The organism is Archangium lansingense (genome assembly GCF_026626635.1).
GTDB lineage: Bacteria > Myxococcota > Myxococcia > Myxococcales > Myxococcaceae > Archangium > Archangium lansingense.
Window position 1 is genome coordinate 1,337,958 of record NZ_JAPNKA010000001.1, and the last position, 19,852, is coordinate 1,357,809.

Below are 19,852 nucleotides of genomic sequence, written 5' to 3' on the forward strand. Positions count from 1 at the left end.
GATCAGGACTCGTCCGCGTCCTGGATGAGCTGCGCGAGCATTCCGAGCTGCGAGTCATCGAGCCCGGTGAGCGGGAAGTCCACCGCGGAGATGGCCGGGCGAGCCTGCTCCTCGTTGCACAGCGCCCGCAGCGCGCCGAGCACGTTCTCCGCGAGCTGTCCGAGCGTGGCCCCGCGGTACGCACCGTCGTCACCGCTGACGCGCACGTGGAGCCGGTCTCCGGACAGGAACGTCTCCACCTCCAGCAGGTATCCGCCGGGCCAGGTGCTCTCGCTGGGAGCAGATGAGCCCAGGTGTTGGAAGGCCACCTCGGCCCGGGGCAGCCGGCGCAGCTTCTCGGACAGCTCACCGTGGGCGCCGTCCCTCAACAGCGCGAAGCCAAGGCCCTTGCGAGGTACGCGGCGCATCCGCTCCTTCACTGCCTTGAGCGCATCGGGCGTGGCCGACTCCCCCAGCTCCAGCGTCAGCGGCCAGGTGACGGTGAAGGGGCCTACGGTGCGCGAGCAGTCGAGGCCGTCGAAGGATTCGCGCCCGTTGGAGCGGACGTCCAGCAGCAGCCGGGTGCTGCCCGTCCACGAGGACAGGGCCTGCACGAGCGCCGCCAGCGCACCTTCCTCCAGCTCCGCGCGCCAGGTGGTGGAGAGCCGCTCGGTGAGCTGCCGCGTCTCCTCCTCCGTCAGACCCACCGTGTGCGTGCGCACCGTGCCCGTCGCACCATCGGCCCGGTCCACGGGCAGCCGCGCGAGTCCCTCCCACGGGCCCGCCAGCCACACCGCCTCCTCCTTGCGCACGTCCTCGGCGGTGGCTTCGTCGGCGAGCCGCTCGGACCAGCGCTTGACCGAGGCCGTCTTCGCGCGTGGAGCCGCTGCGCCATTCGGAGCCCGCAGAAGCGCAGTCAGGTCCTCTTCCAGCAGTCGCCACGAGGCCGCGTCCAGCACCAGCTCATGGCCCGCCAGCAGCAGCCGGCTTCCGGAGGAGAGCCGCACCAGGGACGCCGCGAACAGCGGCCCGGTCGACAACTCCAGCCGCGCCCGAAGCTTTTGCTCCTCGGCGTACAGGGCGGAGGCGTGCTCGCCCGAGGGGAGCGCCCGCAGGTCCACCTCGGTCAGGGCCACCTCGTCCGTGGGCTCCGAGCCCTCCTGCTTCCACTCCGTTCCCTTCTTCGAGAAGCGCAGGCGGAGCGCGTCGTGGTGCGCGAGCAGCGTCCCCATGGCCTTGGACACCGTGGCGGCTTCCACGCTGCTGTCCACGTCCAGGCCCAGCACTCGGCTGATACGAGACGGCTCGCGTGGAGCCTGCTCGAAGAAGTGGCGCTGTCCGGGCGTGAGCAGGGCGGGGCCCGTCACGGGTCCCTGCTCGGCCTGCTTCGACAGCATGCTGGAGAGCATCCCCGCCAGCTCCGCGATGGTGGAGTACTGGAAGAACTGCTGCGGGTTGAGCTGGAGCCCGAGCTGGTTACCCCGGGCGATGATCTGGATGGCCTGGACCGAGTCTCCGCCCAGCTCCAGGAAGTTGTCGTGAATGCCCACCTTGTCGATGCCCAGCACGCCCTGCCAGGCCTCGGCGATGCGCTGCTCCAGCTCGTTGCGCGGGGCCACGTAGGGCGCCTTGAGGGACGGACGGGGCGTCTTCTCGCCCGAGGCGTGCGTCTCGCCCATCGCCTGGAGGAAGCGCTCGCGCACCTGCGCGTCAGTGTGCTCGAGCGTCGTCTGGAGGTCCCTCACGGACACCACCACCTGGGGCATGACCCGGGCGGCGAGGATGCGCTCCAGTGCTGTGACTCCCTCGCGAGGGAGGATCTCCTGCGTCTCCTCGGTAGGCAGCGCGCGGGCCTTCGCGGATTCACGAGCCGCGGCGGCGAGGGCCCGCAGCTCGGCGGCGGGGTCGTTCACCCGCTTCTGGGTGAGCCGCTCCACCTCGGCGAGCACCCGGCCGCGCTCGTCCATCATTACTACGTCGAAGGCGAGCGTCTCTCCGTCGGTGAGCTCGTCCTTGCGGAAGCGCGCGTAGCTGACCACGCGGCGCGGCACGTCCGCGTACAGGCGCAGCTGCTTGTAGCAGAAGGGCAGGTAGTAGCCGTGCTCGGACAGGAAGCTCTTGGCGATGCCCGACGTGCGGTCGATGAGCGAGGGGTGGAAGAGCATCCGCTCGAAGTCCGGGGCGAACTCCGGCATCAGCTCCAGGGTGACGAGCAGCTCGCCATCACCGGGGTGAATGCCCTGCACGCTGCGCCAGCGGGGGCCGAGCCCTTCCTCGTGCTCTGTCTCGAATGAGGCGGGCTGGGGGCGGTGGCACCGGCGGCGCAGCTCCTCCAGGTCCATGAAGCGCGGCTCTTGGGGCCCGCCGATGCGGACGTGGCCCGCGGCGTGGTCCGTGCTCGGGCCGGTGCCGCCCTTCGGCAGGCTGCGCGCCACCCAGCGATAGCCGTCACCGTCCTGCTCGAGGATGAGCCGCAGCTCGCGCGTCTCCTTCTCCGGCACGCGCAGCGGCGTGAGGAAGTACGTATCGAGCAGCTCGATGACCCGGCCCTGGGCTCGTCCGGCGATGGCTGCACGTACCAGCTCCAGATAGGCCACGCCCGGCACGGTGGGATTGCCGAGGATGCGGTGCTCGTCCGTAATCCACAGCGAGCGGGCCTCACCGAGCGTGCCGGAGAACACCAGTCGCTGCGGTGTGTCCACGAGGCACTGGTGCAGGATGGGATGAGCGAACGGCTTGCCCTCCTGGGCGCGGGTGGCGGGGCGGGCGGCCATACCCACCTCGTCCCAGGCGCCCCAGTTCACGGACACCGCGTAGGTGCCCGTGCGCGCCTGCCACGCCCGCATGAAGGCATCCTGGAAGGTGTTGGCCGCCGTGTAGTCCACCTGTCCGAAGCGGCCCACCACCGACGTCAGTGACGAGCACGCCACGAAGAAGTCCAGCGGCAGGCCCTCGATTGCCGCCACCAGTACCTGCGTACCCTTCACCTTGGGCGCCAGCACGGCCTCGATGGCCTCGCGCGTCCGGAGCTGAAGCATTCCGCCACCGGGCACACCGGCCGCGTGGATGACACCGTGGAGCGCACCGAAGCGCTGGAGGGTTTCGGCAATCACGGCACGCATGCGCTCCGCGTCCGTCACGTCTGCTTTCAGCGCGAGCACCTGCGCCCCCTGCGCCTCCATCCGCTGGAGCGCGGGGATTCGGCCCCAGTCCTCATGGGGAGGCGGCTCCGAGCGGCCAGTGAGCACCAGCCGTGCCTTCACCTTGCTGGCGAGCTCCTCGGCGAAGGACAGGCCCATGCCGCCGAGGCCACCGGTGATGAGGTAGACGCCGCCCTCGCGCAGGGGCATGGCGGAGCCCGCGCCGTCTTCCAGGCGGAGCGCCTCGAAGTCCTGCACCCAGCGGCGGCCGTTGCGGAAGGCCACCGCGGGCTCCCCAGCTTCAGAGTCCAGCTCCGCCACCAGTTGCTCCACGAGGCGCTCGGCCTGCGCGCTGCCCGGGGGCGGGAGCACCACGTCCACACTGCGGGCGCGCACGTCCGGCAGCTCACGAGGGATGACGCGGCACGGGCCCAGCGCCGTCGCCTGCTCAGGCGAGGACAGGTCTCCGCCCACCACCTCCTGCATACCGTTGGACACCACCGTGAGGTGCACGGGGGCCCCAGTCTCCAGCCCGCTAAGCGCCTGCGCGAGGTGCAGCAGGCTAGAGAAGGAGCGGGAGAGGATGTCCTCGGATGCCGCGCCTGGGCCCTCGGGGGTGAGGCCAAACAGGTGCACGATGCGCGTGGGCAGACGTCCCTCGGTGGCCAGCTCCAAGAGCAGGTTCGCGTAGTCCTCACGGCGGGCGGGGTTCAGCTCATGGGCGTGCGCGCCCGTGCGGCGCCACTCGCGGCCCAGGGACGCCTCGACCACGTCATGTCCGAGCTTCCGCAGGCGCTCGGCCACGCGCGAGCCCAGGCCCGTCTTGTCCACCAGCACCAACCAGGAGGCCTTCTTCCGCGAGCCCTCCGCTGCCAGCACGCGAGGCGCGGACTGCTTCCAGACGGGAACGTAGAACCAGCTCGCCACGTCCGAGCGTTTCTCCAGCGAGCCGCGCCTTGCTCCTGCTGCGCCGGACGCACGCAGGTCCACCCAGTAGCGCTGGCGCTCGAAGGGGTAGGTGGGGAGCTGCTCGCGGCGGCGCTCCTCTCCAGCGAATAGCTCCGGGGCCTGCACACCGAGCGTCCACAGGTGGCCCACCGTGCGCAGCAGGAACTCCAGCGCGGGCATAGAGTCTCCGGCGGGAGGCAGCGTGGTGAGCATGACGTGTCCCGGCTTGTTGCGGGGACGCCCGCGCGCCAGCGTCTGCAGCACCTTGCCCGGGCCCACCTCCAGCAAGGCGGCCTCGGGCTGTTGCAGCATCGTGTCCAGCCCGTCCGCGAAGCGCACGGGGGCGCGCAGGTGCCGGGCCCAGTAGTCTGGGTCCACAGCCTGCTCCGCGGTCATCCACTTTCCCGTCACGTTGGAGACGATGCGGAGCTGGGGCGCATGGCGCTGCACGCGGGCCACGGCCTCGCGGAACGGCGCCACGGCGGGCTCCACCATCGCCGTGTGGAAGGCATGCGAGGTGCGCAGTCGGCGGCACAGCACGTCGCGTGCGGAGAGCTGCTTCTCCAGGGCGTCGATGGCCTCGAAGGGTCCGGCCACCACGGACCAGGAGGACGCGTTGATGGCGGCGAGCTCCAGTCCCGGGCCCAGCAGCGGAAGCACGTCCTGCTCGGCCATCTGCACGGAGAGCATGGCGCCCGGAGGCAACGCGTGGAGCAGCCTGCCGCGCAGTGCCACCAGCCCGAGCGCGTCCTCCAGCGAGAACACGCCCGCGAGGCATGCCGCCACGTACTCGCCCACGCTGTGGCCGATCATCGACTCGGGCTGGAGGCCCCAGCTCAGCAGCAGCCGGCCCAGGGCGTACTCCACGGCGAAGAGGGCAGGCTGGGTGATGTCCGTCTGGTCCAACTCGCGGGCCGCTCGCGCATCGTCCGGGGTGGAGTCCAGCAGCAGCCGCCGCAGCTCACCGCGCTGGCGCCCGAGGATGTCGAGGCACCGGTCCAGCTCGCGACGGAACACGGGCTCGGAGCGGTAGAGGTCCGCGGCCATGCCGGGGTACTGCGAGCCCTGGCCGGGAAACATGAAGGAGAAGGAGCGGTTCACCGGCTCCTGGACGCGGGTGAAGACGCGGTCCGGGGACATGGTGGCCAGCGTGCGCGCGGCGTCCTCCACGTCCCGGCATACGGCGAAGCGACGGTGGTCGAACACCTTGCGGCCCTTGTGCAGGGTGTACGCCACGTCCGCGAGCTTCAGGGACGGGGTGCGCTGGAGGTGCTCGGCGAGCCAGGTGGTCATCGCCTCCAGGGCTGCCTCGGAGCGGGCGGAGAGCACCAGGAGCTGCGGCCCGCGCGAAGCGGTGCCCGAGTCCTTGCGCGCGGGGGGCTGCTCCAGGACGACGTGGGCGTTGGTGCCGCCCAGGCCGAACGAGCTGACGCCAGCGCGGCGCGGCGCGGGGGCAGTCCAGTCGCTCAGCTTCGCGTTGACGTAGAAGGGACTGTTGGCGAAGTCGATCTCCGGGTTGGGCTTCTCGAAGTGGAGGGTGGGGGGCAGCTTCCCGTGCTCCAGCGACAGCGCCGTCTTGAGGAGGCCCGCGACGCCAGCCGCGGTGTCCAGGTGGCCCAGGTTGCTTTTCACCGAGCCGATGGCACAGGCGCCCTTGCGCTCATCACCCCCGTTGCGGAAGGCCTGGGTGAGGGCCTGGATTTCGATGGGATCTCCGAGCGGCGTGGCGGTGCCATGGGCCTCGACATAGGAGATGGAGCCAGGCTCCACGCCGGAGACGGCCTGGGCGAGCGAGATGACCTCAGCCTGGCCATCCACGCTCGGGGCGGTGTAGCCCACCTTGCCGGAGCCGTCGTTGTTGAGGGCGCCGCCGCGGATGACGGCATGGATGTGATCGCCATCGGCGAGGGCCTCGGACAGACGCTTGAGCAGGACGACGCCCGCGCCACTGCCGCCCACGGTGCCCTGGGCCTTCGCGTCGAATGGCCGGCAGTGCCCGTCCGGCGAGCCGATGCCGCGCTCGTGGTGCAGGTATCCCGTGTTCTGCGGAACGGTGAGGGTGACACCGCCGGCGAGCGCCAGGTCACACTGGTGGCTGAGGAGGCTCTGGCACGCGTGGTACACCGCCACGAGCGACGTGGAGCACGCTGTCTGCACGGTGACGGCGGGGCCCTTGAGGTTCAGCTTGTAGGCCACGCGCGTGGACAGGTGGTCATTCTTGTTGTGGATGACGGCCTGGAAGGCGTTGGCCGTGCCCACCAGGTGCCCGGCGGAGGACAGGTTGTGGAGCAGGTAGCCGTTGGCGCCCGCGCCCGCGTACACGCCGATGGGGCCCGGAAAGCCCGAGGGCTCCACGCCGGCCTTCTCTAGCGCCTCCCACACGCACTCGAGGAAGACGCGCTGCTGCGGGTCGGTGAGCTCGGCCTCGCGCGGCGAGAAGTCGAAGAAGCGCGCGTCGAACTGGTCGATGCCGTCGAGCACCGCGCGGGCCTTCACGTACTTCGGGTCCCTCAGCTCGGCCGAGTCGATGGCGGCGCGGTCCAGTTCCTCGTCGGAGAGGAAGCGGATGGACTCCACGCCCTCCTGGAGGTTCTTCCAGAACTGCTCCACCGTGGCGGCGCCGGGGAAACGGCACGCCATGCCGATGATGGCGATGGCCTCGGGCTGAAAGGACTCCTGCTCGGGGGGGCTCATTTCCGACCTCTGCCTGCCTTGATGAGAAGGGCCTGCTGCTGCAAGGCCTGACGTTGTTTCTGCGCGCGGTCCTCGACCCGCTGCTGGCTCTGTCCGGAGGCCGCCGTCGCGCCCCCTTGGGCCTGCCCGATGTGCCGGGCGAGCGCCGCGACGGTGGGGTGCTGGAAGAGCTCCACCATGGAGAAGCGTCGGCCGAAGGCCGCGGCGAGCTTCTCGTGCACCTGCACCATGAGGAGTGAGTGTCCGCCCAGGTCGAAGAAGTTGCTGTGCAAGCCCACCTTGTCGACCTTGAGGGCCTCCTGCCAGATGGCCGCGATGGTCTGCTCTATCTGGTTGGTGGGTGCTTCGTAGGGGACGTCGGACTCGCGAGCAGCGGTGCTCGGATTCGGCAGCGCGGCGCGGTCCACCTTGCCGTTGCGCGTGAGTGGCAGGCGCGCGAGTGGCACCAGGGCCCAGGGCACCATGAACTCGGGCAGCATCCGCCGCAGCAGGCCCCGGAGCTGATTGGCCAGTTCTTGTCCCTCGGCTTCGGCGCCCGGAGTCAGGCCGCGGCGCGGGACGAAGTAACCCACGAGGTGTTGCTCGCCGGGCTGGGTCTCGCGCAGCACCACGATGACCTCGCCCACCTCGGGGTGAGTGCGCATCACGGCTTCGATCTCCCCCAGCTCGATGCGCAGACCGCGCAGCTTCACCTGGTGGTCCGCTCGGCCGAGGAACTCGATGCGGCCGCCCTCGCGCCAGCGGCCGAGGTCTCCCGTGCGGTAGAGGCGCGAGCCCAGCTCGCCGAACGGATCGGGGATGAATCGCTCGGCGGTGAGCTCAGGCCGGCCAATGTAACCACGGCCCACGCCCGCACCACCGATATAGAGCTCGCCCGGGATACCAGGGGGCACCGGGCGCAGGTACGCGTCCAGCAGGTGCACGCGCACGTTGCCGAGCGGCCCGCCGATGGTGGGCTCGGGCGAGGCGGCGACGGGGCAGGTGGTGGAGTTCACCGTGCACTCCGTGGGGCCGTACATGTTGACGAAGCGGGTGTGCGAGCGGGCGCGCAGCTCCGTCCAGGTGCTCGCGGAGATGGCCTCGCCGCCCACCAGCACGAGCGCAGGGGAGAAGTCCGGCTCGCGGCCCAGGCCCTGGTCCAGCAGGGGGGCCAGCAGCGAGGGCGTGGTGTCCAGGACATCGAGCGCCTGCCGCTGCACGAAGCCACGCATCCGCGAGGCGTCCAGGCGGGCCTCCTCGGGGACAATGTGCAGCGAGTGGCCGTTGAGGAGCTGCACCCACTGTTTGACGGAGGTGTCGAAGACGAGCGGCCCGTTGAGGCTGACGCGCAGTCCGGGACCACGGCCTTCGTAGACGGTGTCGCGCAGGGTGGCCGCGAGGTTGAGCAGCGAGCGGTGCTGGATCATCACCCCCTTGGGCCTGCCCGTGGAGCCGGAGGTGAAGAGCACGTAGGCGAGCTGCTCGGGCTGTACGGTGACGTCTGGCGCGGTGTCCGGCGCGCTGGAGATCCGCTCGGCGTCGGAGTCCAGGAGGACGGCCGTGGCCATGCCCTCGGGGAGCAGGGACTGGAGGTGGGAGCGGGTGACGACGAGCCGGGCGTCGGCCTGCTGGAGCATGGAGCCGAGGCGCTCGCGAGGGTAGAGCGGATCGAGCGGGACGAAGGCGCCGCCGGCTTGGAGGATGGCGAGCAGGGCAACGACCTGCTCCACGGAGCGCTCCAGGAAGAGGCCCACGCGCGTCTCGGGGCCCACGCCCAGCGAGCGCAGGTGCCACGCGAGCCTGTGGGCGCGGGATGCGAGCTGAGAGAACGTGAGCCGCTCGTCCTCGAAGGCCACGGCGAGCGCGTCCGGTGTGCTCCGAGCCACTGCGGCGAAGCGCTCGGGGAAGCTGCCCGTGGTGTCGTAGGGGCGCTCGGTGTGGTTGAAGGACTCCAGCCGCTGCAGCTCCTCCGGGCCCATCAGCGGTAGCGACTCCAGCGTGCGCTCCGGATTGGCGGCGGCGGCTTCGAGCAGCGCCAGCAGGCGCTCCCCCAACTTGTCGTCAGGGTAGCGCGTCGGGTCCCGATGGATTTCCAGGTCGAGCATGTCCTGGCGCTGCCCGCAGAGCAGCTTGAGCTCGAAGCGGCTGGTGCAGGCGTTCATCCGCCAGGTGGTGAAGGTGAGGCCGTCCTGGTGGAGCGCCTCGGGCCAGGTGAGGTCCTCGAAGGCGAAGGGAAGGAGCGGGGCCTTCGCCACGTCGAAGTACTCCTGCCACGCGACAGTGTCCTGCGTGGCCCGGGCCACCTCGCGGGCGAAATCGGCGAAACGGGCGTGCGCGCGTACCTCGCAGCGCAGCGGAAGGTAGCGCTCGAAGAGGCCCATCGCCTCATCCAGCCCATCGTAGGTGCGGCCATCGAAGTGCACCGCCACGGACCATTCGAGGCGTCCGGAGAGGCGGGCCAGCAGGAGCTGCCAGCAGGTCAGCACGAAAGTCGGTACCGGCACGCCGATGCGCCCAGCTCCGGTTCTCACCATGGCGGAGAGTCCGGGCGGCAGCTCCCATGGCCGCCACCGGTTGATCCTGAAGGGCTCTTCGGGTGCACCTGGCCCCCGGGTGGGGAGCTCGATGGTGGTCGGGCCCGACAGGTCGAAGCCTTCCCAGTAGCGCCGGCCATCGCGGGAGTCCTCGGACTCCAGCAACTGTTGGAACACCTCCGACACGTCCGCGTACTGCATGGGCGGCTCGGGCAGGGGCTCGCCGCCGCCTTGTGCGGCATAGGCCTTGACGAGCTCGCGGATGAAACAGCTCAGGCTCCGCCGGTCCGCCGAGAGGGCCGGGAGGTCCACCAGCAGCAGGTGCTGGGTGTCACCGCACGCTGCCAACGCGAGGCGACTCGGTTCCTCTGGCACGCGGGATACCTGCCCCTCTGGTCCCTGCTTCAGGAGCTTGTTGATCAGGTCGCCGCGGAGCCAATGCTCCAGACCATGGGGCCAGGTGTCGCGCCCACGCCAGTCGAGCTCTTGCAGCAGGGGCGCGGGCACGTCACCGGGCACCTGGACGGCGGTCTCGGTGCCCGGGAGCCGACGGTACGTGGTGCGGAGGATCTCATGCCGGGAGAGCACCTCCCGCACGGCGCGCTCGAGGCGCGGCTTGTCCAGGGCGCCTTGGAGCTCCACCACGCACTGAGTGCGGAAGGGCGTGTCCAGGCTCGGGACGAGCTGGGACCAGAGGTGGGCCTGCTGCGGAGACAGACGGAAGCCGTTGGAGGAGGACAAGGCGGAGTCTCCTAGGTGGGGGAGGGGACGGGGCGCACGTCGTCCCAGGGGAAGAGGCGGGCCATTCCGACGAGCACCTTGCGCGGGCCGGAGAAGGGCGTGCGTGCGTGCGCGGCGAGCATGTTGTCGACGACGAGGAGGTCTCCGCGCTCCCAGGGGAAGGAGACCGTCTCGGCGTGGTAGGCCGCGCGCAGCGCCTCCAGCACCTCCGGCTCGATGGGCGAGCCATCGCCGTAATAGGTGTTGTTGGGCAGGTCTTCCTGGCCGAACTCCGCGAGCAGCGCCGAGGCCACGGCGGGAGGCAGGGTGGAGACGTGGAAGAACGTGGCGTGATTGAACCACACCGGCTCGCCGCTGGCGAGGTGGAGCCCGGCGGCGCGGCGCACCTGGCGCGTCCTCAGTCGCTGGCCCTCGCGCCACTCGAACTGGATGTGATTGCGGCGGCAGTACGCCTCGACCTCGGCGGGCGACTCCGTCTGGAAGGCTGTCTGCCAGCTCAGTCCGAACTGGCCGCCGAAGTTGCGCACGTATGTGTAGCCCTGTTCGAGGAAGCGGGTGCGCAGCGCGGGGGGGAGGCGCTGGAAGACGCGGCGCGAGTCCACCAGGGGCGTACGGCCTCCCTCCTGCGCGGGCGTCACGCAGCAGAAGAACAGGCGCAGGGGGAAGGCCTGGTTATAGGACTGCTCGTTGTGCGGGAAGATGTGCTCGGCGGGCGGGTGGTCCGTGGAGGTGTAGACGTTGCCACTCACCTGCGAGCGCGGTGAGGAGCGCTCCTCGTAGGGGAGGGATTCATCGGCCACTGCGCGGATGGAGCGTTCCAGGGCCTCGGCGGAGGCGATGTCGAAGCCGCGGAAGAGTACGGCACCGTGGCGATGCAGGTGCTCGTCCACGCGAGCACGGTGCTTGCTGGCCCAGTTGGCGAGGTCGACGCCCGGGAGCGTGGGACGGGCGAGCACGGGCAGGTGGAGTCCAGGCTCGAGCGGCTCGAAGCGGACCCAGTCCTCGCCGGACTCCGCCACCTCCCGGCGTTTCACCTGGGGGAGTGCCTTCTTCATGGTGTGCCTTCCATGGTTGCGCATGCTCCCTCTCCCTCTGGGAGAGGGCGGGGGGTGAGGGTTTTCGCGTGTGGGGTTCCCGTGGAGCGGGGGATGACCCTCACCCTGACCCTCTCCCAGAGGGAGAGGGGATATCGGTCTTGCGGCGCACGTTGCGAAACATGTCCTGCCGCTTGGACTTCAGCTCCTCGGCCCGTTCGCGCTCGCGCTGTCGCTCATGCTCGGCGAGGACATCCCGCAGCTCCTCCAGCGTGGCATCCGGGCGCTGCACTGCGGCCGAGAGCACCGTTTGATAGCCCTCCCCGAGCCGGACGATGGTGGCGTCGTCGAACAACGCGGTGCTGTAGCGCAGCACGCCGCCCAGTTTGCCTCCGTGCTTCGACAACAGCACCGAGAGGTCGAAGGGCGAGCCGCCGTCATCGAGCTCGAGCAGCTCCAGGCGCAGGCCGGGCAGCTCCAGTGCGGGCAGGGGCGCGTTCTCCAGGACGAACATCACCTGGAAGAGCGGGTTGTAGCGGGTGTCTCGTGGAGGGCGCAGCGTCTCGACGAGCTTGTCGAAAGGAACATGCGGGTGCGCATAGGCGCCGAGCGCCACCTGCCGCACGCGGGCGAGCACCTGCCGGAAGGTGGGGTTGCCCGAGAGGTCCACGCGCAGGACGAGCTGGTTGACGAAGAGGCCCACGAGCTGCTGGGTGCGCGGGTGCTCGCGGTTGGCGATGTCCGTGCCCACCACCAAATCCGTGCGGCCGGTGCGCTGGTGGAGCGTCACGAGGAAGCCAGCGAGCAGCACCATGAAGGGCGTGGCGCCCTCGGCCTGTCCGAGCTGCTCGAGGCCCACGGTGAGGGGAGCGGAGAGGTCCAGCGGATGGCGAGCGCCCTCGAAAGACTGAGTGGCGGGGTGGGGTCTGTCGCCAGGCAGCTCCAGCAGGGGAGGCAAGCCGGTGAGGCGCTCCTTCCACCAGGACTGCTCCGAGGCAAGTGTGCCGCCCTCCAGCCAGCGCCGCTGCCAGGCGGCGTAGTCCGTGTACTGAATGCGCGGTGCGGGCAGAGGAGAAGGGCGGCCCTCGGCGAAGGCGGGGTAGAGGGCGCCCAGCTCGCGCACGAGCACGCCCATGGTCCAGCCGTCCGAGACAATGTGGTGCACCGAGAGCACCAGCCGGTGTCGCTCCGGGGCGAGCTTCAGCAGCTTCGCGCGCAGTAGAGGGCCTCGCTCCAGGTCGAAGCGGTGGCGGGCCTCTCGCGTGGTGAGCCGGGTGGCCTCGGTTTCGCGCTCGGCCTCGGGCAGGCCGGACAGGTCCACGACGGTGCCCTCTCCATCGAGCGGGCCCATGTCTGGCACCTGCGCCGCGGGGAGCAGCACCTGTACGCGCTTGCTGTCCACGAAGGGGAAGCGGGCGCGCAACGAGTCATGCCGGCGGAGGATGGCCGCGAGGCTGCGTCCCAGGGCCTCCACGTCGAGCCGTCCCTCGAGCCTCACCGCCGCGGCGATGTTGTAGGCCGAGTTAGCCGTCGCGAGCTGGTCCAGGAAGAGGAGCCGCTCCTGGCCATAGGAGAGGGGCGGGTGGGGGCCGTGGTTGGCGGGCTCGAGGGGCGGAGGTGCGGAGGACGCCGAGTGTGCGGAATGCAGTGCCTCCAGCGCGCGAGTGGTGAGCGTGCCCAGGGTGGCGCCATCCAGCAGCAGCGCCACCGGCAGGTGGATGCCCAGCTCCTCCTCCAGTGCGCCCTTGAGCTCGATGGAGTGGATGGAGTCCAGGCCGAACGCGGTGAGGGGCCGCTCCTCGTCCAGTGCAGAGGCGGGCACGGCGAGGGCACGTGCAAGGCGGTGCCGCAGGTGCTCTCCGAGCAACCGGGTCCGCTCCGTCTCCGAGGCGCTCAGCAGGGCCTCGCGAGTGAGGGCGGGCGGCTCGGCCGGTGCCGGGGTCTCTGCCTGGGGCGCGGCGCTCTCCGTGATGAGCTCCAGCTCGCCCGCGAGGTACATGGCGCGGCAGGTGCTGCGTTGAATCTTGCCGCTGGACGTCTTGGGGATGTGGCCCGCTGGGACTAGCACCACGCGGCCCGGTGCCACCTCGTGCTGCTCGGCGACGGCGCGGCGGATGGCCCCCACGACCTCAGAGGGCTCCGAGAGCTTCGCGCGGTCCACCTCGTGGACGAGCACGAGGAGCTCCTGTCCATCCGCCTCCAGACTGAAGGCGGCGGAGCAACCCGGACGTAGCGCGGGGTGGCTGGCCTCGGCGGTCTGTTCCAGGTCCTGCGGATAGAGGTTGCGCCCGCGGATGATGATGAGGTCCTTGATGCGGCCCGCGACGAACAGCTCTCCGTGCAAGAGGAACCCGAGGTCCCCGGTGCGCAGCCAGGGTCCCTCGCCGGTGTCGCTGCGGCGGGCGCGGAAGGTCTGCTCGCTCAGCTCGGGCCGGTTCCAGTAGCCCTGGGCGACGCTTCCGCCGCGCACCCAGATTTCCCCAATCTGTCCCTCGGGCACGGGAGCGAGCGTCTCGGGATGGACGATGAGCAACTCCTGGTCCATCGCGCTCGTGCCACAGCCCACGAGCTGGCGCACGCCCCTGGCACCCTCGGGCTTCCACTCGCGCACCACGGGAGGCTCGGACTTGCGGCCCCCGGTGACGAAGAGGGTGCTCTCGGCCAGGCCGTAGCAGGGGTAGAAGGCCTCGCGGCGGAAGCCGGAGATGGCGAAGGCCTCGGCGAAGCGGTCGAGCGTCGCGGCTCGCACGGGCTCTGCGCCGTTGAAGGCCACGCTCCAGGAGCTCAGGTCCAACGCGGCGCGCTGCTCGGGCGTGGTCTTCCGCACGCACAGGTCGTAGGCGAAGTTGGGCCCGCCGCTGTGCGTGCCCCGGTAGCGCGAGAGGGCCTCGAGCCACCGCGCGGGACGCTTGAGGAAGTCCAGCGGTGACATCAGGACGACGGGGAAGCCGCCGAACAGCGGCTGGAGCACTCCGCCGATGAGGCCCATGTCGTGGTAGGGCGGCAACCAGATGACGCCCACGCTCCCGGGCGAGGGCTCGAAGCCGCTCTGGATGGCCTTCGAGTTGTGCAGCAGGTTGCCGTGGCTGAGCATCACTCCGCGAGGCGTGCCCGTGGAGCCCGAGGTGTATTGGAGGAACGCGAGCGACTCGCGCGTGAGGCCCGGGTCCTTCCATGCGCTGGCGCTCTCCGCGGGCACCTCGTCGGTGGCCACCCACTTCAGCCCGGCCAATCCGGGGAACTGCTCCGCGAGCCCGTCCGCCATGGAGCGGATGAGCTCGTTGGTGAGCGCGAAGCGGGCGCGTGCGTCGGAGATCAGCGCCTCGAGGCGCGGGAGCGTCCGTCCCAGGCGCATCGGATCCGGCGGATAGGCCGGTACTGCGATGGCTCCAGCGTAGATGCAGCCGACGAAGGCGGTGACGTAGTCGAGCCCTGGCGGGTAGAGCAGCAGCACCCGCTCGCCCTGAGCGCCCAGCTCCTGCAGGAGTCCACCGATGGCCCGTGCCCGCGCATCCAGTCCCGCATAGGTGAGGCGCGCTTCCTCGGTCTCACCGTCGACCAAGAAGGTGTAGGCGAGCTCCTCTGGCTGGGATTCGGCACGGCGGCGCGACAGCTCGAGGAGCGAGGACGAGTCGAACGTGGAGGACGATGCCAAAGCCCATGGGCTCTTAGCACGCGTTCACAAAGATGCCTATCCCGCAACAATCATTTAACGCGCCAGACAGGTAATTCACTCCCAGTCTGGGAAACCGGTTCCTGCTCAGACAGGACAGGGAGCTGGTTGGTGCTCAGTGGCGAGGATGGGTCCGCTCTCCGCGCAGCAGCCCCAGGAGCTCGCTCGCCGCCTCGATGGGATGGGTCGCGTAGTGAATCACCGTCTCCCGCATCCCGTGTTTCGAGGGAGGGTCGTCCCGTGAGGCGTGGCGGGTGTCGGAGTCCCAGGACTCCTCCGGGGCACCGCCGCTCCTGCGAGGCTCCTCCTCGGACATCGGCACATAGCGAGGATGAGGGACGGTGCCGCGCTCCACGTGGATGGGGTAGGCCTCGGCGTGTTCCGCCGCGGCCACCATCTCGTGCGAGGCCAGAGTGTCTGGCTCCTCTCGCTCCTCCAAGGGCCGCTGCTCGTCGCGCGCGCGCTTCGAGGACCAGAAGACCTCCACGAGGTCCGTGGCCTCCAAGCGGGCTCGCGGGTGGCCATGTTCCGGGCCTAGCACGATGCCGTGCTCGTCCAGGGACTTCACGTCCTCGAGGCTCACCCGGTGCTCGCGCGTGACGACCACCCGGCGCTCGAGCACGAAGCACTCGTCATCGACGGAGATGACGCGCCCGAGCGGCTCGCCATCGTGACTGCGCACCACCATTCCCGCCTGAATCTTCCTTTGGGACATGACTGGCTCCGTTCGCTTCCTTCAGTCCCCGCTGTCCTTGTCGAGCGGCTCGGCCAGGGCATTCACGTGCACCACGTGTCCTCCCTTGTCGGGCGGGGCGCGGGCCGCTTCGCTCTCCTCTGGAGTATGGGGCGAGCGCTCCTCGAAGTTGTCGCCCTCCAGGTTGCGCTGCCGCTGCTCGCTCGTGCTCCCGTAGCCCTCCCGCAACCGTTCCTTGCCTGCCATGCTCAGCTCCTGGGTGAGAAAGTCCGAGCCCTAACGCTTGGGATGGGGGGCGGGGGCCGCAACGCCTCCCTTCCAGGGAGAGCCCGGCCCAGGTCCAGTCCTGGAGGGCGCCTTTTCTGCTGTCCCCTGGGCAGGCGAGTACCCGAGCACACACCGCTGCGGTCCGGAAACCACACAGGCCCGGCTCCCGAGGCTTCCAAGGGGGACTCCGGGGGCGGCACGTCTGGTGCAAAACCCAGCGGACGGCGCGGGGAATGTCCTCCGCGCTCGACTGTCGACGGAGGCGCGCCCCGCTGCTATGCACACACGCACCATGGATGTCCGCCCCTCTCCGCGCCGCGCGCTGCTGCTCGCGCTGACGCTGTTGATGACCGCCTGCAAGACGCCCTCCGCTACGGGCGGTGGCTCTTCTCCTGACCGCTCGTCCGGTTCTTCCTCTTCGGGACAGGGCCGGAACGAAGACGTCCCCCAGGGAGATCCGTTCCCGTCGAAGCCCACCGTCGAGGCGCGCAAGGACGCGCAGGCGGACCAGGCTCTCGCCCAGGCCGCTCAGCAGGCCGAGACGGCGCCGCGCAAGCAGGCTGCCGAGGCCTTCCTCTCGGTGCGCAAGGCGTATCCGCAGACGACGGCCGGCCAGGAGGCCCTCTACCGGGCGGGCGTGCTCTTCTACGACTCGCAGGACTACGTCAACGCGCGGAAGAGCTTCAACGAGCTGCTCTTCGAGAACCCGCTCCACCCGCAGGCCACGGAGGCCAAGCGCCGGCTGGGCCGGGCCGCGCTGGAGGTGGGGGCCTACCGCGACGCGTACCAGACGCTCTACAGCCTCGCCGAGCGGGCCGAGGGAGCCGAGCGCACCCAGTTGCTCGAGGACTCCGTGAAGGCCGCGGAGAAGGCGGGCCTCTTCGGGCAGGCGCTGAAGATCTCCGTCGCCCTGGCCGGTGACGCCCAGACGCCCGAGGCGCAGCAGGCCGCGGTGGCCCGGGTGCAGCAGCTGGTGGAGGGCCGCGCGGGCTTCATGGATGTGGCCCAGGTGATGGAGGACCTGCCGCCGTCCAACCCCGCCTGGCCGGTGCTGAGCTTCAAGCTGGCCCGCATCTACTACCACCTGCGCGACTGGACGCGGCTGGAGGAGACGCTCAACCGCTTCCTGGCGGAGGCGCCCAACCACACGTTCGCCCCCCAGGCCCGCGAGCTGCTCGCGCGTGCCACTCGCCGCGTGGACGTGCAGACGAAGACGGTGGGTCTGCTGCTGCCCATGTCCGGCAAGTACAAGGCGGTGGGCGAGGCCGTGCTGCGCGGGGTGAAGCTGGCCCTGGCCGGCAGCGACATCGAGCTCGTCGTCAAGGACACCCAGGGCGATGTGAACATCACCGGCCAGGCCATGGAGCAGCTCGCCTTCGACGAGGGCGCCATCGCCGTGCTGGGTCCCATCACCACGGACGAGTCGCGCCGTGCCGCGCTGCTGGCCGAGGAACTCCAGGTGCCGCTGCTGACGCTCACGCGTCAGGAGGACATCACGGGCATCGGGCCCTTCGTCTTCCGCAACATGCTCACCAACTCGGCGCAGGCGCGGGCCATCGCCGACTTCGCGATGAAGCAGAAGGGTTTCAAGAGCTTCGCGATGCTCTACCCCAACCTGCCGTACGGGGTGGAGCTGGCCAACGACTTCTGGGACCACGTGGTGGAGAACGGCGGCCAGGTGCGCGGCGCCGAGACGTACAACCACGACCAGACGACGTTCACCACCGAGGCCAAGAAGCTGGTGGGCCGCTACTACCTGGAGGACCGGCTCGATTACATCGAGGGTGTGCGCGAGGTGCAGCAGCAGACCAGCGGCCAGGACGCGTTCCGCAAGCGCAAGGCCATGGAGAAGATGAGGGGCGAGGTGGATCCCATCATCGACTTCGAGGCCATCTTCATCCCCGACGAGTGGCGGCGGGTGAGCCTGGTGGCTCCGGCGCTGGCGGTGGAGGACATCGTCACCAACGCGTGTGATGCGCGCGACGTGGAGCGCATCCGCAAGACGACGGGCAAGAAGACCATCAAGACGGTGATGCTGCTGGGCACCAACGCGTGGAGTAGCTCCAAGGGCGCCAGCGGCATGCCCGAGCTCGTCGAGCGCGGTGGCAAGTTCGTCACCTGCTCGGTGTACGTGGATGGCTTCTTCGTGGACTCGCAGCGGCCGGCCACGCGCCGCTTCGTCCAGGCCTACCGTCAGGCGAACCCCGGCGACCCGGGCCTGCTGGAGGCCTACGGCTACGACTCGGCGCGCATGGTGCGGCAGATTCTGGATTCGAAGCAGGCGCCTCGGACGCGTGGGGAGTTCCGCGAGGCGCTGGCCAACGTGAAGGACTTCGACGGCGCCACGGGCAAGACGTCCTTCGACGAGAAGCGTGAGGCTCGCAAGCCCCTCTTCCTGCTCTCCGTGAGCAACAAGGGCGTGACGGAGGTGCCGCCGGAGCAGTCGGCGGCGCTGGGTGGCTCGTGAAGGCTGCCGCGCCTGGTGCGCTGTGGCTCGTAGGAGTGTTGTCGCTGGCTGGGTGTCAGCACACCGCGCCGGTGCTCGCGCCGGATACCGCCTCCCGGCTGGAGTCCACGCCGGGCGGCTTCCTCGCGGGTGAGGCCCTGGGGCTCGAGGACAGCGCTGTCCTCGACCGCAAGGACTTCGTCTGGACGCTGGCCTTCTCGCCGGATTCCTCGCGCGTGGCCTACTCGCACCTGGGCGCGCGCGAGTACCAGCTCGCGCTGTGGACGCTGCGGCCCTCGTTGGCGCGCGTGGTGGACCAGGGCATCAACCCCTCTGAGTTCGACGTAGAGGCATTGGCCTTCTCTCGGGACGGCTCGCTGCTGGCGAGCGCGGGCTGGGACGGCACGGTGCGCCTCTACGACGCGGCCACCGGTGCGCTGAAGGCCAGTCTGCGCACCGAGGAGCCCCTCACCGCGGTGGCCTTCCACCCGGCGGGTGGGTACCTCGTGGCGGGCAGTGCCCAGGGGCTCCTCACCGTGCTGCGCGTGGGGGACCTGGGCTTCTCCTCCGAGTCGCGGCCCCATACGGACCGGGTGAGCGCGCTCGCCTTTGCACCGGACGGGACGCTGTACTCGGGGAGCTGGGACAAGCGCATTCGGGTCTTCGATGCGCGCGAGGAGGCTCTGCGACGCGAGCAGGCGCGGGTGCGCTTCGAGCGGCGTGGCGGCTTCGCGGTGGTGGGCGGTACCCTGAATGGGAAGTCCCCGGTGGCCTTCGCGCTGGATTCGCGCGCCCCCGCGGTGGTGCTCGGCACGCAGGCGGCGGCGGCGGCCGGTATCGACACGGCCATGCTGCAGGAGACGGTGTCGCTGCCTACGGCGCTCGGTTCCACCTTGGCTCGGGTGGCTCGTGGCCAGCACCTGCGCCTCAAGGGGTTGGAGCTGGACGGGCTGGACGTGGCGGTGTGTGACGCGTGTCTGCCTCCGGGCGTGGGCGGGGTGCTGGGCGCTCCCTTCGCCGAGCGCGTGGATGTGGCCTTCGACGACGCCACGGGCGAGGCCGTCCTCACCTTGAAGGATCCTGTGCAGGCGAAGCAGGAGGCGCAGCAGGGGCTGGTGCTCGTCCCGCGCACTGGGTTTGGCTTCGAGGCGCACGTCAATGACGTCACGCTCGATGCGGCCGGGCGCCGGTTGGGCGTGGCCTTCTCCGAGGCCAAGGCCGAGCGCAATCGCGCCGTCTACGAGCGCGAGAAGAAGGGGCTCGTGGAGCCGCCCGCGGAGTGGAACGCCGCGGCGTTGGTGGATGCGGGCTCGGGCCAGGTGCTGCGGAAGTGGACGGCGCACCGAGGCGTGGTGGCCTCCGCCGGCATCTCTCCGGATGGGCGCTCGTTGGCGAGCGGGGGTTGGGACAAGCAGCTCTACGTGTGGCGCGAGGGCCTGGATGCTCCGGTGGCGGAGCGGAAGTTCGGCTGGTCCGTGCGCAGGGTGCGCTTCAGCCCGGATGGGCGGCTGGTGGGCGTGGCTGCGTGGACGCCCCAGAAGGCCTCGGGCAATCAGGAGAGCGATCCCGCCGCGGCCCTCTTCTCCGTGCGCTACGCCGCTCCCACTGTGGAGCGGTGATGCGCGGAAGACCTTCTCCCGCGAGCGATATTCCCTCTCCCTCCGGGAGAGGGTCAGGGTGAGGGTTCCTGGGTCCGTTCTTCAACCCGTGGCTCTCGATGTGG

General features: G+C 70.1%; 8 protein-coding genes. 2 read left to right on the forward strand and 6 right to left on the reverse strand.

Annotated features, from left to right (window positions below):
* Positions 1 to 2: 2 nt before the first annotated feature.
* The 6 genes from OV287_RS05425 to OV287_RS05450 all read right to left on the reverse strand — a co-directional run bounded on the left by OV287_RS05425 (position 3) and on the right by OV287_RS05450 (position 15,662).
* Positions 3 to 6,761, reverse strand: a complete 6,759-nt coding sequence (locus tag OV287_RS05425) for a type I polyketide synthase (RefSeq protein WP_267532906.1) — start codon at positions 6,759 to 6,761, stop codon at positions 3 to 5.
* The gene (locus OV287_RS05430; RefSeq protein ID WP_267532907.1) at positions 6,758 to 10,015 is read right to left on the reverse strand and encodes a non-ribosomal peptide synthetase; all 3,258 of its coding nucleotides are present in this window, start codon (positions 10,013 to 10,015) and stop codon (positions 6,758 to 6,760) included. Before OV287_RS05430 ends, OV287_RS05425 begins: the two co-directional genes overlap by 4 nt.
* An 11-nt stretch (positions 10,016 to 10,026) precedes the next feature.
* Positions 10,027 to 11,070: a TauD/TfdA family dioxygenase gene (locus tag OV287_RS05435; protein WP_267532908.1), complete on the reverse strand. Its 1,044-nt coding sequence runs from the start codon at positions 11,068 to 11,070 to the stop codon at positions 10,027 to 10,029.
* 100 nt (positions 11,071 to 11,170) lie between these two features.
* A complete protein-coding gene (locus tag OV287_RS05440) occupies positions 11,171 to 14,704 on the reverse strand; it encodes a condensation domain-containing protein (RefSeq protein ID WP_267532909.1) in 3,534 nt (1,177 codons plus the stop codon).
* A gap of 133 nt (positions 14,705 to 14,837) precedes the next feature.
* Positions 14,838 to 15,437: a hypothetical protein gene (locus OV287_RS05445; protein WP_267532910.1), complete on the reverse strand. Its 600-nt coding sequence runs from the start codon at positions 15,435 to 15,437 to the stop codon at positions 14,838 to 14,840.
* Positions 15,438 to 15,458: 21 nt separating this feature from the next.
* The gene (locus tag OV287_RS05450) at positions 15,459 to 15,662 is read right to left on the reverse strand and encodes a hypothetical protein (RefSeq protein ID WP_267532911.1); all 204 of its coding nucleotides are present in this window, start codon (positions 15,660 to 15,662) and stop codon (positions 15,459 to 15,461) included.
* 298 nt (positions 15,663 to 15,960) lie between these two features.
* Between OV287_RS05450 and OV287_RS05455 the strand changes: the two genes are divergently transcribed.
* Together OV287_RS05455 and OV287_RS05460 are read left to right on the forward strand one after the other, a co-directional pair.
* Positions 15,961 to 18,150 (forward strand): penicillin-binding protein activator, encoded by a 2,190-nt coding sequence (locus OV287_RS05455; RefSeq protein ID WP_267532912.1) that lies wholly within the window; start codon positions 15,961 to 15,963, stop codon positions 18,148 to 18,150.
* Positions 18,147 to 19,748 carry a WD40 repeat domain-containing protein gene (locus OV287_RS05460; RefSeq protein WP_267532913.1) on the forward strand — a complete coding sequence of 534 codons (1,602 nt, stop codon included), beginning with the start codon at positions 18,147 to 18,149 and terminating at the stop codon, positions 19,746 to 19,748. The genes OV287_RS05455 and OV287_RS05460 overlap by 4 nt, the downstream gene beginning before the upstream one ends.
* Positions 19,749 to 19,852 lie beyond the last annotated feature (104 nt).